This is a genomic window from Micromonospora sp. NPDC005174 (genome assembly GCF_040608495.1).
Lineage (GTDB): Bacteria > Actinomycetota > Actinomycetes > Mycobacteriales > Micromonosporaceae > Micromonospora.
Window position 1 is genome coordinate 39,600 of the sequence record NZ_JBEXIJ010000017.1, and the last position, 15,237, is coordinate 54,836.

The following is a 15,237-nucleotide window of genomic DNA, read 5'->3' on the forward strand; positions in this document are numbered from 1 at the left end:
CCCGCCGGGCGCGCCTCGGCGCGCCGCGCGGCGCGCCGGTGGCGATCGGGTGTACCAGGTGCGTAACGTGCCGGACATGGCCTATCGGACCTGGGGCAGACTGCTGCTCACCGCGCTCGGGGTGAGCGTGCTGGCCGGAGCCGGCCAACTCGGCGTCGCGTACGGCTTCGGCATCGTCCGGCTCACCGGCGCCTTCACCGGCTCGACCGTCAACCAGTGGCCGGCCCAGCTCGTCTGGGTGGGCTGGTTCGCCGCGAACGCCGCCGTCGCCGGCGCCGTCCTGACCGGACGTCTGGCCCGCCGGGACACCCCGCCGGCCAGCACCGGCCGGCACCTGGCCATCGGTGGCGCCGCCGCGCTCGGCGCGACAGCCGTCGCCCCGCTCTGCATGCAGCCCGCCCGAGCCGCCGAGTTGATCTCGGTGGACCCGGTCTGGGCGGTCGGCATCTGCGCCATCCTCGGGGCGGTCGTCGGAGCGGGGGCGGCCATCGCCGTACTGCTCCGGCCGGAACTGGGCTGGAACATGGCGGCCGTGGCGGGGACGATCTGGCTGCTGGCGTTGATCTCCGTCCTGCCGTCACTCGGCACGACCGGTCCGCTGCCCACGGTCCGACTCGGCGTACTCGAACCGAACTGGTTGGACGCCGCCGCCGCGCAGAGCCTGGCGCTGCTCCTGCTGCCGATCGTGGCGCTGCTCGCGGGAGCGGCGACCGCCGGACTGGCCCGCTGGCGCGGCCAGGTCCCGCTGATCAGCGCGGCGACCGGGGTGGCCGGTCCGGTGCTGGTGGCATTCGCGTACCTGGCCGCGGGCCCTGGCGACGCCGTCGACCGCTACCAGACGACCCCCTACTACGCAGCGCTGATCGCGGTCCTCGCTGGCGCCCTCGGCGCGACGGCCGCCGCCCTGCTGCGCTGGCCTCTCGGCGTCCGCGCCGCCGACTCCGAGGCGATCACGCCGACCGACATCCTGCGCCCGCTGCCCGCCGGCCCGACGCTGCCGGGCAGCGAGCCGGTGACGTCGACGGATCGAACCGAGGACCACTCCGGGCACGCCGGCGGACAGCTGGTCGAGACGGCTCCGGGTCCGCGCGCCGGTGACGACACCCCCGGTGTACGCACCGTCCCCGCCCACTGGGACTGGCCGTCTGCCACCGCGAGCGGCCAGCACGGCCCGGTCCCCGCCGAGGCGACGCACCCGGGCCAGGCCCCTCGACCCGCCGGCCCCCGCCAGCGGTCCGACACCGCCGAGTCGGCAGGGGACGCCGCGACCCGGGACGCGTCCGCCGCCAGCGAGCGGCACGACCCCACGCCGCCCCGCGCCTCCTGGCTGACCGACCCGACCGGCGAGTTCACCGCCGGGCGGCAGCCGTCGAGTCACGACGAGGACGCGACCGCCGGTGCCGCCGACCCGGTCCGTGCCGTTGCGAAGCCCCCCACGGCCGGGACGACAGCCGTCAGCCCGACGCCCGACGCGGTGGGCGACAGCGCGAGTAACAGCGACACGCCTGGCCGCAACGCGCCGGGCAGCGACCGCACGACGATCAGCGGCACCGTGGCCCCGCTCGCCACCGATGCTCCGCTCACCACGGACAGCTCCGGTGCGACCGGCACTCCGGTCGCGGGCACCACCGTCACTCCGACCACGGCCAGCGCCCGCACGCCGAGCACGGGCACGGGCACGCCGAGCGCGGGCACGCCGAGCACGGGCACGCCGAGCACGGGCACGCCGAGCGCGGGCACGCCGAGCACGGGCACGCCGAGCATGCGAAGCACGGATCCGCAGGTCGTGGACGTGGCAGGCACGTCGAGCGCGGACAGCGCGGGCGACCGGGCCGCCGACGCGTCCCCGCCCAAGCCGCGTCGCGCGCGCAAGCCGAAGTCCGTCCCGGCCGCCACCTCGACAACCGCCGCCGACGACGGCACGGCCGCAGCCACCGGAACAGCACCGACCGGAACAGCACCCACCGAGACGAGCGCCAGCGCGACGGCCACGGCCGGAACGGCACCCACCGGGACGAGCACCGAGGGAGCGACCGGCGGACGCGCCAAGCGGACGACCCGCGCCGGCAAGAGCGCCGACGTGACAGGCGTCGACACCGATCGGCCGCTCGACCAGGACACGCCGCGCCCCTCCGCCGAGAGTGGAAGCGCCGAGCCTGGCGAAGCGGCACGGATTGCCGGAACCGACTCGCAGGCCCAGACCGCCGAAGAGGATGCGAGCCGGCTCGCCGAGACCGCCGAAGGTTCCACGCCGGTCACGAAGTCCAGGGTGGGCCGCCGCACCGAACAGGCGACGACCGAGGGCCGCGCCGGCACGTCGCTGTTCGGCGAGCCCACTGCCGGCGACGCGGGGGGCGACCGGTGGACGCCGGCGGCTCCCGCCTGGTCGGCCATCCCGTCCTGGACCACGGCGTCGACCGACCCGGAACCGCCGACCGCGGACACGCCCGCGAGCGCCGAGGACTCGACCGACTGGACGCCCCGCTTCCGGCACCGGGCACCCCTGCCCGACCTGAGCCGCGTGCCCACCTGGGACGCCTTCGACACCACCCGCCGCGCCAGAACACCGGATCAGAGCACCGGTACGCCTGACCACAACACCAGCGCGCCCGAGGGAAGCGCATCGCCCGCCACGACCGCCGACACCACCGGACCAGCCGTCAGCACGCCGGGCCAGCCCCTCGGCAGGACCGGCCGGACCGACCAGGCCAGCGCGATGGCCGCCCTGGCGAGGTCCATCGTGCCGCCGTCGATCACCCCGGTCGTACCGGAGCAGGGCGGTGCGTCCACCACCGCCGGCAGTGCCGAGCCGGCGGACGATCCCGGGCGGGCGTCCACCGACGACGGGCGGCAGTCCTCCCGGCGGGGGCGGCTCGGCGGCCTCTTCCGGCGTAACCGGGTGCGGGCCGACGAAGAGAGCCGGCCCGCGCCCGACGCGGCGGAGCCGCTGCCCGCGCAGGACGAGGAGTTCGTCGACTGGGTCGCCGGCCTCAGCAAGCCGGTCACCGACAACGAGCCCGAGCCGGAGAACGGCCGTCGCTCGCTGCGCTCCACCGGCCGTCACCACCGCGAGTGAACGACCCGCTTGATTGACTCTGGTTCCGAGAATCCGGGCCTTCCTGCCGGCCAGGACACCCCGACTTCCCGGAACCAGAGTTGACCAGGCCGAAGCGGCCACTCCGTCAGGCCAGCGGTAGGTAGACCTTTCCGCCGCCGGAGACGAACTCCTCCGACTTGTCCTTCATGCCACGGGCCGCGTACTCCTTCAGCTCCTGCGTGATCTTCATGGAGCAGAACTTCGGACCGCACATCGAGCAGAAGTGCGCCGTCTTCGCCGGCTCGGCGGGCAGGGTCGCGTCGTGGTACGACCGAGCGGTCTCCGGGTCCAGCGAGAGGTTGAACTGGTCCTCCCAGCGGAACTCGAACCGCGCCTTCGACAACGCGTCATCCCATTCCTGCGCGCCCGGGTGACCCTTGGCCAGATCGGCCGCGTGCGCCGCGATCTTGTACGCGATCACGCCGGCCTTCACGTCGTCGCGGTCCGGCAGGCCGAGGTGCTCCTTCGGAGTGACGTAGCAGAGCATGGCGGTGCCGAACATGCCGATCATCGCCGCGCCGATGGCGGAGGTGATGTGGTCGTACGCGGGCGCGATGTCGGTGGTCAACGGCCCGAGCGTGTAGAACGGGGCCTCGTGGCACCACTCCTGCTGGAGGTCCACGTTCTCCTTGATCTTGTGCATGGGCACGTGGCCCGGGCCCTCGATCATCACCTGGACGTCGTGTTCCCAGGCGACAGTCGTCAACTCGCCGAGGGTGCGCAGTTCGGCGAACTGCGCCTCGTCGTTGGCGTCCGCGATCGAGCCGGGCCGCAGCCCGTCGCCGAGCGAGAACGTCACGTCGTAGCGGGCGAGGATCGCGCACAGCTCGGCGAAGTTGGTGTAGAGGAAGTTCTCCTCGTGGTGCGCCAGGCACCAGGCCGCCATGATCGAGCCACCCCGGGAGACGATCCCGGTGACCCGGTCGACGGCCAACGGCACGTACGGCAGCAGCACCCCGGCGTGCACCGTCATGTAGTCGACGCCCTGCTCGGCCTGCTCGATGACGGTGTCCCGGAACACTTCCCAGCTCAGCTTCACCGGGTCGCCGCCGACCTTCTCCAACGCCTGGTAGATCGGCACCGTCCCGATCGGCACCGGCGAGTTCCGCACGATCGCCTCGCGGGTCTCGTGGATCCGCTTGCCGGTGGACAGGTCCATCACCGTGTCCGCGCCCCAGCGGGTGGCCCAGGTCAACTTCTCGACCTCCTCGGCCACCGACGAGCTGACCGCCGAGGTGCCGATGTTGGCGTTCACCTTGACCAGGAACGCCTTCCCGATGATCGCCGGCTCGCACTCCGGGTGGTTCACGTTGAGCGGCAGCACCGCCCGACCGGCGGCGATCTCGGCCCGCACCAGCTCCGGGTCGACGTTCTCCCGGATCGCCACGAACTCCATCTCCGGCGTCACCACGCCGGCCCGCGCGTACGCGAGCTGCGTCGGACGACGACCGTCCATCCCGGCCAACGGCGTACCCGCGCCCCGCACCGGTGCCACGTCACCCCGCTCGGCTATCCACGGGCCGCGCAGCGGTGGCAACCCCACCTGCGGGTCCGATCCCGGGCCGGACGTGTCGTAGAGCCGCACCGGCGGATGGTCGCCGGTCAGCGCCACCTCCGCGAACGGCACCCGCACATCCGGCCGCGAACCCTCGACGTACACCTTGCCTCGTGCCTGCATGACAACCTCCCTGGTGATCAGGCGGACCAGCCGAAGTGATCCAGCGGTCCGCGCCCCGCGCCCAGCTCCCAACTCCGCCCGCCGGTCAGCGCGCGGAACACGTACTCCTTGGCGACCTGCACGGCCGCCGGCACCGGATCGCCCAGCGCGAGCCGCACGGCGATGGCCGCCGAGAACGAGCAACCGGTGCCGTGGGTGTGCCGGGTGTCCACCCGGGGCGCGCGCAGCAGGGTGGTGACACCGCCGCCGCACAGCACGTCGACCGCCTCGTCCCCACCCACGTCACCACCGGTGACGACCACGTACTCCGGACCGCCGGCGGCCAGGGCCTCGGCGGCCACGACCATCGCGGGCACGTCGTCCACGCCGCGTCCGGTGATGGCCGCGGCCTCCGCGCAGTTCGGCGTCGCCACCCGCGCGTACGGGAGCAGCCGCTCCACCGCGCCCACCACGCCCAGCCGGTGGCCGCTCGTGGCGACCAGCACCGGATCGACGACGAGCTGGGGCAACCGGCCGTCCCGGGCGGCCTGGGCCACCACGTCGGCGACGGCCGGCGTGCCGAGCATCCCCGTCTTGACCGCGCCCACGGTGAAGTCGACGAGCACGCTGTCCAACTGCTCCGCGACCGTGCGCGGCGGCAGCGGCAGGACGGCGTCGACACCCCGGGTGTTCTGCGCGGTGACCGCTGTCAGGACACTCGTGCCGTACGCGCCGAGCGCCGCGAAGACCTTGAGGTCCGCCTGGATTCCGGCGCCGCCGCCGGAGTCGGAGCCGGCGATGGTGAGGGTTGTCGTCGGGGTCATCTTTCCTCTTTGGTTGCGCTTCGGGGCTGCGGCCGACCGTGCCGGCCTGTTGGGACCTTCTGGGTGACCGCCTCTTCGAAGGCGCTAGTCATCAGTTGGGCGATCGAGGATGGGTTCTCTGCTCGCATGAGTGCGCCCAGGACTGCCACTCCACTGGCTCCTGCCTCGACGCAGGCCGTTACCTGTTCTGGCGTCTCCACCCCCCCGAGCGCTAGGACGGGCACCGGGCTGGCCGCGACGAGCGCGCGCAGGCCGGCGACTTCCAGGGGTGGGCCGTAGCCGGGCTTTGTCCGGGTGGGCCAGATCGGGGAGATTGTGGCGTAGTGCTCGGTGGTCAGGCGGTTCAGTTCGGTCTCGTTGTGGCAGGATCGGCCGACCAGCGGCAGGGCCGGCGGCGGGTACGGGCCGGCGGCCGGCAGGTGGACGGCGTCGCCGCCCAGCGGGTCGGGGCCGGCCACGACGAGGGTCCCGCCGACGTCGGCGAGGATCGCGCGCAGGTCGACGGCGAGAGCGGCGCGTTCGGCGCGGGGCAGGTCCTTCTCCCGCAGCACGACCCAACGCACTCCCCCGGCGACCGCCCCCGCCACGACACGTTCGAGACCGCCCGTGGCGACCAGCCGGTCGGTCAACAGGACGACCCCCGGCGGCACCAACCCCGTCACAGGTCCGGTCTTCCCTCGTCGGGAGTGGAGGGCAGGGCGTGGAAACGCCGGGCGATCCGGCCCGCGCCCGCGGCGAGGCGTCCGGCCTCGACGGCGTACCGCATCGCCGTCGCCATCGCCACCGGGTCGGCGGCCCGGGTGACCGCGCTGGCCAGCAGGACCGCGTCGCAGCCCAGCTCCATGGCCAGCGCCGCGTCGGACGCGGTGCCGATGCCGGCGTCGAGGATCACCGGCACGTCCACGCTCTGCCGGATCAGCCGGATGTGGTGCGGGTTGCCGATGCCGAGCCCCGAACCGATCGGCGCGCCGGCGGGCATCACCGCGGCGCAGCCCACGTCCGCGAGGCGGCGGGCGAGCACCGGGTCGTCACTGGTGTACGGCAGCACCGTGAAGCCGTCCGCGACGAGTTCCTCGGCGGCGCGGAGCAGCTCCACCCCGTCGGGCAGCAGCGTCCGTTCGTCGCCGATGACCTCCAACTTCACCCAGTCGGTGTCGAACGCGTCGCGCGCCAGCCGGGCCACCTTCACCGCCTCGGTCGCGGTGTGGCAGCCGGCGGTGTTCGGCAGCAGCCGTACCCCGCACCGGTCCAGCAGTTCCAGCAGCCCTCCCCCGGTGCCCGGCGCGGTGTCCACCCGGCGCAGCGCCAGCGTGACCAGCTCCGTACCGGACGCCCGGATCGCCTGTTCCAGTACGTGCAGGTTCGCGGCCCCACCGGTGCCCAGGATCAGCCGCGAGCCGAACGTCGCCCCACCCAGTTCGAACGGCACGCCGCTCACCCGCCCTGCGCGGCGGTGAGCACTTCGACGCGGTCGCCGTCGTGCAGCTCCGTGACCGGCCAGCCGGTCCGGGGCACCACCTCGCCGTTGACCGCGACCGCGACGCCACGCTGGTGCGGCGCGACGTCACCGACCAGATCGGCCACCGACGCGCCGCCGGGGACAGTGCGCCCGGTCCCGTTCACCGTCAACTTCATCACTCCTCCTCGAAACCGCGCATCGGGCCGGCGAACCGGTCGGCACCGAACCCGGTGAGCAGCGGGTCGGGCACTCCGGTGAGCACCAGGTCGGTGATCGCCTCGGCGGTGACCGGGGTGAGCACGATGCCGTGCCGGTGGTGTCCCGTGGCGGCGAGCACGTCCGGCCGGCCGGGCAGCGGCCCCAGGATCGGCGCGTTGTCCGGGGTGCCGGGCCGCAGACCGGCGACGGCCTCCACCAGGTCGTACTCGGCCAGCTCGGGTAGCAGGTCGACACCGGCGCGCAGCAGTCGCTGCACCGCGCCGGCGGTGACTGTGGTGTCCGACCGCTCCTCGACCGTCGCCCCGAGCACCACCTCGCCGTCGGTGCGGGGCACCAGGTAGACGTGCTCGCCGTCGGCGTACCCCCGGATCACGTGCCGGAAGCCCGGCGCGACGCCGCCGGGCGCACGCAGCCGCAGGATCTGGCCCTTCACCGGCCGCACGGGCAGTCCGGTGAGGGCGGCGGCACCGCAGCCGGCCGCGACCACGGTGACCCTCGCGTCCACGTCGGACAGCCGCCGGACCGGTCGCGGCACGAACGCCGCGCCGGCCCGCCGCGCGGCCGTGCGCAGCGCCGGTACCAGCAGCCGGGGATCGACCTGGTGGTCGGTGGGCGCGAGCGCGCCGCCGCGCACCCGCGGGGCGAGCGCCGGCTCGCGGTCGCGCAGCTCGGTGGGGCGCAGCGGCGTCACCGGCAGACCAAGACCCTGTTGGTACGCCCAGAGCCGGCGGGCCTCGGCCAGGTCGTCACCGGTCAGCCCGACCATCAGCGTGCCCTCGGTCCGGTAGCCGATGAGGGTGCCGCTGTCCTCGGTCAGCTCGGCGGCGAACGTGGGCCAACGGGCGGCGGAGGCCACCAGCAGCTCGGTCAGCCCACGCTCACCGAAGTACGCCTCGGCGACCGGAGAGAGCATCCCGGCGGCGACGCCCGACGCCCCCGATCCGGGTGCCGCGTCGTGTACCTCGACGCGCAGGCCCCGGCTGGCGCAGCGCCACGCGACGGCCAGCCCGATCGGGCCCCCGCCCACCACCGCCACCTCGGTACGCGTCACGCCAGCGCCCGCAGCAGTTCGGCGGTCGCCCGCGCGGGGTCGGCGGCCGAGCAGATCGCCCCGACCACCGCCACCCCGTACGCCCCGGCGGTCCGGAGCGCCGGCACCCGGTCGGCGGTCACCCCGCCGATCGCGATGACCGGCACGTCGACGGCGTCGGCGACGTCGCGTATCCCGACGGTCCCGATGGGGTCGGGCAGACCGACCTTGGTGCTCGTGGCGTGGCACGGGCCGACGCCCAGGTAGTTGGCCCCGGCGACGACGGCCTCGATCGCGGTCCTCGGCTCGCGGGCGGTGGCGCCCAGCACGCCGGTTGCGCCGAGCACGTGCCGGGCCGCGGCGACCGGTAGGTCGTCGGCGCCGACGTGGCCACCGGCGGCGCCCACCGCGAGCGCCACGTGCAGCCGGTCGTTGACCAGGCACGTCGCGCCGTACGGCGCGCACAGCGCCAGCACCCGGGCGGCCAGGTCGTACGCCTCGCGGTCGGTGGCGGAGTCCTCCACCCGGACCTGCACGACGAGGTCGGCGCGGGCCGCCGCGAGGGCGGCCCGGACCACGGTGAGTGGATCGCGCCCGGGTCGGGTGTCGGTGATCAGATGCAGTCGGCCGAGGGACGGCACGGCAACGCTCCTCCCTGCGCCGGCATTACCCGGATCAGGTTCGACGGTCGGGGGCTGTCAGCCCCCCTCTCAGCCCGGTACACCGGGCTCCCGTGGGTTACTTGCGTGTCACCGTACGACACATCGCCTCCGCTGCCAAGGGAGAGCCCGCCGCCCCGGCGCGAGAGATCGATCGGGGTACTTTCTCCGGTCCTGTTCGGAATGTCGCCCGCCGTTGCAGAACCGTTACCCGCCGGCATCTTGCCGGACATCGATGCAGCAGAACTAATTTGTTCAGCGAATCGACAAAATGCCGGCGTGGACGCCCTGGCACGGCGTCTCCACCGGCTCCATCTGGGACGGTCTTCGGCGAGCCGGCCCCGCGAGTCCTGTCCACCGCGACATTGGAGGCGGCGTGTCCCGTTCTCGTCGTGCCCCCGTACCACTCACCGCTACCCTGTTGTCCCTCGCGCTCGCGTCGACGGCCCTGATCGGGTCTCCGGCGCAGGCGGCTCCGGTCGCAGCGCAGGTCCCACCGCGAGACGCGCAAGCCGCGACTCCCTTCTCCAAGGTGGTGCAGAAGACACCACCGAAGGCAGCGAAGGCCGCAGCGGCCGACCCCTACTCCGTCCTGGTCTTCTCGAAGACCGCCGGTTTCCGGCACGACGCCATCCCCACCGGCATCGCCGCCATCCAGCAACTCGGTGCCACCAACGGCTTCACGGTGGACACCACCGAGGACGGTGCCGCGTTCAGCGACGCCAACCTCGCCAAGTACAAGGCTGTGATCTGGCTCTCCACCACCGGTGACGTCCTGAACGCCGACCAGCAGGCGGCCTTCGAGCGGTACGTGAAGGCCGGCGGCGGTTACGTCGGCGTCCACGCCGCCTCGGACACCGAGTACAGCTGGGCCTGGTACGGCGACCTGGTCGGCGCGTACTTCGCCAACCACCCGCAGAACCAGCAGGCCACCGTCAAGGTGGAGGACCCGGCCCACCCGTCCACCACCGGACTGCCGGAGCGCTGGTCCCGGTTCGACGAGTGGTACAACTTCCAGACCAACCCCCGGTCGGACGTGCACGTCCTGGCCAGCCTGGACGAGAAGAGCTACACCCCGGGCGCCGGCGCGATGGGCGCCGACCACCCGACGGCGTGGTGTCAGGACTTCGACGGTGGCCGCTCCTGGTACACCGGCGGCGGGCACACCCGTGAGTCGTACGCCGAGCCCGAGTTCCTCAAGCACCTGCTCGGTGGCATCCAGACGGCGGCCGGCGTGGTCGACGCCGACTGTGGCGCGTCGAAGACCTCCAGCTTCGAGAAGGTCACGCTGGACAGCAACACCAGCAACCCGATGGAGCTGGACATCGCCCCCGACGGGCGGGTCTTCTACATCGAGCGCGACGGTCGGGTCCAGATCATCAAGCCGGACACCGGCAACACCGTCACCGCCGTCGACCTGGACGTCTTCACCGGCAACGAGGACGGCCTGATCGGCATCCGGCTCGACCCGGACTTCGCCACCAACAAGTGGGTGTACCTGTACTACGCCCCGAACGACAACGTCACGCGCAACCTGCTGTCCCGGTTCACGGTGACCGGCGACACCATCGACCTGGCGAGCGAGAAGCAGGTGCTGCGGGTCGACACCCAGCGCAACACCTGCTGCCACGCGGGCGGCAGCATGACGTTCGACAGCGCCGGCAACCTCTACCTGGCCACCGGTGACAACACCAACCCGTTCGAGTCCAACGCGTACGCGCCGCTCGACGAGCGGGCGGGTCGCCAGGACTACGACTCGCAGCGCACCTCGGCCAACACGAACGACCTGCGCGGCAAGGTGATCCGGATCCACCCGGAGGACAACGGGACGTACACGGTTCCGTCCGGCAACCTCTTCGCCCCGGGCACCGAGAAGACCCGTCCCGAGATCTACGCGATGGGCTTCCGGAACCCGTTCCGGATCGGCACCGACCCGAAGACCGACACGCTGTACGTCGGGGACTACGGGCCGGACGCCAACGCGGACAACCCGAACCGGGGCCCTCGTGGCCTGGTCGAGTGGAACGTCGTGACCCCCGGCAACTACGGCTGGCCGTACTGCACGGGCACGAACGAGGCGTACAACGACTACACGTTCCCGTCCGGTCCGAGTGGTCCGAAGTTCGACTGCGCCGCGCCGGTGAACAACTCGCCCAACAACACGGGCCTGACCAACCTCCCGCCGGTCGTTCCGGCCACCGTCGACTACGGCTACGCCGGGGACGCGCGGTACCCGGAGATCGGCGGCGGTGGCGCCCCGATGGGCGGTCCGGCCTACCGGTACGACGCCAACCTCAACTCGACCCGCAAGTGGCCGGCCTACTTCGACGGCAAGGCGCTGCTCGGCGAGTGGAACCAGAACAAGATGTACACGATGCAGATGACCGCCGACGGCAAGTCGTTGGTGGACATCAACCAGCTCCTCCCCGGCATGTCGATGATCCGCCCGATGGACTTCGAGTTCGGTCCGGACGGCGCGCTGTACCTGATCGAGTGGGGTAGCGGCTTCGGCGGTAACAACGACGACTCCGGGGTCTACCGGATCGACTACACCGCCGGTGACCGTGCGCCGATCGCGGCGGCGACCGCCAACCCGACCTCGGGTCCGGCGCCGTTGACGGTGACGTTCTCCAGCGCCGGCTCCCGGGACCCGGACGGCGGCGCGCTCACCTACGCGTGGACGTTCGGCGACGGGCAGACCTCCACCGAGGCCAACCCGACGCACACGTACGCCACGGCGGGCAACTACACCGCCCAGCTCACCGTGACCAACCCGAAGGGCCGCACCGCGGTCGCCAACGTGCCGGTCACCGTGGGCAACACCGCACCGACGGTGAAGATCGACTTTCCGCCGGACGGAGGCTTCTTCAACTGGGGTGACCAGGTCCGTTACACGGTCACGGTGACCGACCCCGAGGACGGGCAGATCGACTGCACCAAGGTGAACCTCCAGGTGCTGCTCGGTCACGACGAGCACGCCCACCCGCTGGAGCAGCACACCGGCTGCACCGGCACGGTCCAGACGTCGCTCGCCTCCGGGCACGGCGCCGAGGCCAACGTGTTCGCGGTCTTCGAGGCCACGTACACCGACAAGGGTGGGGCTGGCGGGTCCGGCGCGCTCACCGGCCGGCAGATCGAGATCCTGCAGCCGAAGCAGAAGCAGGCCGAGTACTTCACGGCCACCGGACGGGTTGCGGGCAGCACCGGCGGCGGAGACGCCGGCGTGCAGCGGGAGGCCGCGACCGACACCGCCGGTGGCGGCCAGAGCATCGCGTTCATCGAGGACGGCGACTGGTGGTCGCTCGTTCCGGCGAACCTCACCAACATCACCGAGATCCGGTTCCGGGCCGCATCCGCCGCCGCCGGCGGTCGGATCGAGGTCCACGCCGGTGCGGTCGACGGACCGATCGTGGCCACGGCCACCGTTCCGACGACCGGAGCGTGGCAGACGTACACGGACGTGAGCGCGCCGGTCACCGGTGCCGCGAGCGGCTCGCTGTACTTCGTGGCCCGCGACCCGAACGGCGGAACGGGTTCGCTGTTCAACGTCAACTGGATGGACTTCGTCGGTCGCGGCGTCACCGAGAACGGGCCGCCGGTGGTCACCGCCACCGCGACCCCGACCACCGGTACCGCGCCGGTCACCGTCGCCTTCGACGGCACGGCCACCGACGCCGAGGGCGACACCCCGCTGACGTACGCCTGGGACTTCGGTGACGGCGGTACGGCGTCCACCCTGGACGCCAGCCACACGTACACCAGCGTCGGCACCTTCACGGCCACCCTCACGGTGACCGACAGCAAGGGTGCCAAGTCGTACGCAACGGTGCCGGTGCGGGTGACCGCGCCGGACACGTCCTGCTTCGGGGCGCGTTCGGACGACTTCAACGGCAACACGTTGGACAAGGGCCGGTGGACCAGCGTGGTCCGGGAGAACCAGCTCTACTCCCTCAGTGGCGGCGCGCTGAAGCTGCCCACCTCGGTGGGTGACCTCTACGGCGCTCGCAACGACGCCACCAACCTGGTGCTCCAGGCGGCGCCGACGGGTGCCTGGGAGATGACCACCAAGGTCACGCTTCCGGTGACGGCCAACTACCAGCAGGCGGGCCTGCTGGTGTACGGCGACGACGACAACTACGCCAAGGTGGACCTGCTGTACAACGGCAGCCGTCGGGTGGAGTTCATCTCCGAGACGGCCGCGACGCCGCGTAACGACGCTGCCGACGCCGCTGACGCGCCGGCGGGTGACACCGTGTACCTGCGGATCACCAGCGACGGGACGAACCTGACCGCCGCGGTTTCGGGCGACGGGCAGACGTTCACCTCGGTCGGCCGCTCGGCCGCGCTCGCCGGCATCACCAACCCGCGGATCGGGGTCTTCGCGCTCAACGGAGGCACCGAGGCGCCCGTGGTGGACGCGGCGTTCGACTCGTTCGTGGTCACGCCGGACGCTCCGGCCGGCCCGGTCGAGCCGTCGGACGAGTTCACCGGCAGCACGCTGGACAAGTGCCGGTGGGACGCGATCCTGCGGGAGGACCCCAACGGCTACCGGGTGACCGATGGCGCGCTGCGGATCGACGTGCCCAACGGTGACATCTACGGCACCGACAACACCGGGCCGAAGAACTTCATCCTCCAGACCGCGCCCTCGGGCGACTGGACCCTGGAGACGAAGGTCGACGGCAGTCTGCTGAACGAGCAGTACCAGCAGGCCGGTCTGCTCGTGCAGGCCGACGACGACAACTATGTGAAGTTCGACTTCATCGCGGACAACCAGGCTGGCCAGGCGGTGACGCGGCGGATCGAGTTCCGCAGCGAGATCGCCGGGGTGGTGCAGAACCCGCAGCCGGAGGCAGCCAGCCTGACCTCGGCGGTGTGGTACCTGCGGCTGGCCCGCACCGGTGACACCTTCACCGCGTCGTACTCGGCTGACGGGACGACCTGGACCGCGTTGCAGGCGCTGACCAACAGCGCGGTGGGTGCCACCCCGAAGGTCGGTCTGTTCACCCTCGGCGCCAACCAGACGGCGTCGAAGACGGCCGCGTTCGACTACTTCCGGCTCAGCACCAGGGCGGTTGACGAGACCGCTCCGGTGACGACGGCGGCGGTGTCGGGCACCCCCACCGACGGGTGGTACACCGGGCCGGTGACGGTCACCCTGACCGCCGCCGACGAGGCCGGTGGCAGCGGACTGGCCGGTACGCAGTACCAGCTGGATTCCGCGACCGCCTGGACGGACTACACCGCGCCGGTGGCGATCAGCGGCGACGGCGAGCACGAGCTGCGGTTCCGCTCGACCGACAAGGCCGGCAACGTGGAGTCGACGAAGACCGTCTCGGTCAAGATCGACGCCACCGCACCGGTCACCACGGCGACGTTCGCTCCGGCGAACGACGCGGGCTGGCACAACGGGACGATCCCGGTGGTGCTGACCTCGACCGACGCCGGTTCCGGTGTGAAGACGGTCGAGTGGTCGCTGGACGGTGGCGCGTGGACGCCGTACTCGGAGCCGGTCGCGGTGACCGGTGACGGGCAGCACGAGCTGCTCTACCGCTCGACCGACAAGGCGGGCAACGTCGAGACGCTCAAGTCGGCGATCCTGAAGATCGACGGCACCAAGCCGACGCTGCTGGTCTCCGGTGTCGCCGACGGCCAGCTCTACGGCGACAGCCAGGACGTACGGGTGTCGTGGCAGGCCGTCGACCCGACCTCGGGCATCGCGTCCGTGGTCGGCCAGCTCGACGGCAAGGCGTACGCCAGCGGCACCCTGCAGGCCATGTACGAGCTGTCGCTCGGCCTGCACGAGCTGACCGTCACCGCGACCGACAAGGCCGGCAACACGACGACCTCGAACGTCCGGTTCTTCGTCACCACCTCGTTCCGGGACATGCAGTTCCTGCTGGACCGGTTCAAGGCGACGGGACGGTTGTCGGCCAAGGCGCACAAGCAGTTGACGGCCAAGCTCGACGCGGCCCGCCAGGCCGAGGCGGCCGGCAACGACAACAAGGCGGTCAAGCAGCTGACCCAGTTCCGGGACCTCGCCGCCGACGCCACCCTGGTGGCCGAGGCCGAGATCCGGGACACCCTCACCCGGGACGCCGACGCCATGATCGTGCGGCTCGGCGGTACGGCCAGCAAGGCCGGCGTCAAGGCCAATGACGGCGAGCCGGTCAAGGGCACCGGCCGGCTCGGTGGCGACGCCACCCGGCTGGCACCCGGTCGCCAGCTCTGATCCGATCGAGGCCCCTTCCCGACGCTCCGGTGTCGGGGAGGGGCCTCCCTCATGAGGGAG

The 15,237-nt window shown here is 72.3% G+C and carries 9 protein-coding genes and 1 riboswitch; of the genes, 2 read left to right on the plus strand and 7 right to left on the minus strand.

All coding sequences use genetic code 11. The features are described from left to right. The first annotated feature begins 76 nt into the window (after nt 1-76). On the plus strand, nt 77-3,076 hold the full coding sequence (locus ABZU91_RS19535) for a hypothetical protein (RefSeq protein WP_355242078.1): 3,000 nt from the start codon (nt 77-79) through the stop codon (nt 3,074-3,076). 106 nt (nt 3,077-3,182) lie between these two features. Here ABZU91_RS19535 and thiC read toward each other — a convergent pair whose 3' ends face one another. The 7 genes from thiC to thiE form a co-directional block, all read right to left on the minus strand. After that, nucleotides 3,183-4,775, minus strand: a complete 1,593-nt coding sequence (thiC, locus tag ABZU91_RS19540; RefSeq protein WP_355242081.1) for a phosphomethylpyrimidine synthase ThiC — start codon at nt 4,773-4,775, stop codon at nt 3,183-3,185. A gap of 17 nt (nt 4,776-4,792) precedes the next feature. After that, nucleotides 4,793-5,578, minus strand: a complete 786-nt coding sequence (gene thiD, locus ABZU91_RS19545; protein WP_355242084.1) for a bifunctional hydroxymethylpyrimidine kinase/phosphomethylpyrimidine kinase — start codon at nt 5,576-5,578, stop codon at nt 4,793-4,795. Further along, nucleotides 5,575-6,240, minus strand: coding sequence for a thiamine phosphate synthase (locus ABZU91_RS19550; RefSeq protein ID WP_355242087.1), 666 nt, complete (start codon nt 6,238-6,240; stop codon nt 5,575-5,577). Before ABZU91_RS19550 ends, thiD begins: the two co-directional genes overlap by 4 nt. After that, nucleotides 6,237-7,016 carry a thiazole synthase gene (locus ABZU91_RS19555; protein ID WP_355242090.1) on the minus strand — a complete coding sequence of 260 codons (780 nt, stop codon included), beginning with the start codon at nt 7,014-7,016 and terminating at the stop codon, nt 6,237-6,239. Before ABZU91_RS19555 ends, ABZU91_RS19550 begins: the two co-directional genes overlap by 4 nt. After that, entirely contained in the window at nt 7,013-7,213 is a 201-nt protein-coding gene (gene thiS, locus ABZU91_RS19560) for a sulfur carrier protein ThiS (protein ID WP_355242093.1), read from the minus strand. Before thiS ends, ABZU91_RS19555 begins: the two co-directional genes overlap by 4 nt. Next, the gene (thiO, locus tag ABZU91_RS19565) at nt 7,213-8,307 is read right to left on the minus strand and encodes a glycine oxidase ThiO (RefSeq protein ID WP_355242096.1); all 1,095 of its coding nucleotides are present in this window, start codon (nt 8,305-8,307) and stop codon (nt 7,213-7,215) included. The genes thiS and thiO overlap by 1 nt, the downstream gene beginning before the upstream one ends. Next, nucleotides 8,304-8,927: a thiamine phosphate synthase gene (thiE, locus tag ABZU91_RS19570; protein ID WP_355242099.1), complete on the minus strand. Its 624-nt coding sequence runs from the start codon at nt 8,925-8,927 to the stop codon at nt 8,304-8,306. Before thiE ends, thiO begins: the two co-directional genes overlap by 4 nt. After that, a riboswitch (TPP riboswitch) is annotated at nt 8,922-9,031 on the minus strand. It overlaps the preceding gene by 6 nt. Before the next feature lie 290 nt (nt 9,032-9,321). On the opposite strand from thiE, the gene ABZU91_RS19575 reads away from it, so the two are divergent. Then, nucleotides 9,322-15,177, plus strand: coding sequence for a ThuA domain-containing protein (locus ABZU91_RS19575; RefSeq protein ID WP_355242103.1), 5,856 nt, complete (start codon nt 9,322-9,324; stop codon nt 15,175-15,177). The last annotated feature ends 60 nt before the right edge of the window (nt 15,178-15,237 follow it).

Bases quoted from the DNA above. Each gene is read 5' to 3' on its own strand.
- ABZU91_RS19535 (WP_355242078.1), top strand. From the start codon at position 77: ATGGCCTATCGGACCTGGGGCAGACTGCTGCTCACCGCGCTCGGGGTG.
- thiC (WP_355242081.1), bottom strand. From the start codon at position 4,775: ATGCAGGCACGAGGCAAGGTGTACGTCGAGGGTTCGCGGCCGGATGTG.
- thiD (WP_355242084.1), bottom strand. From the start codon at position 5,578: ATGACCCCGACGACAACCCTCACCATCGCCGGCTCCGACTCCGGCGGC.
- thiS (WP_355242093.1), bottom strand. From the start codon at position 7,213: ATGAAGTTGACGGTGAACGGGACCGGGCGCACTGTCCCCGGCGGCGCG.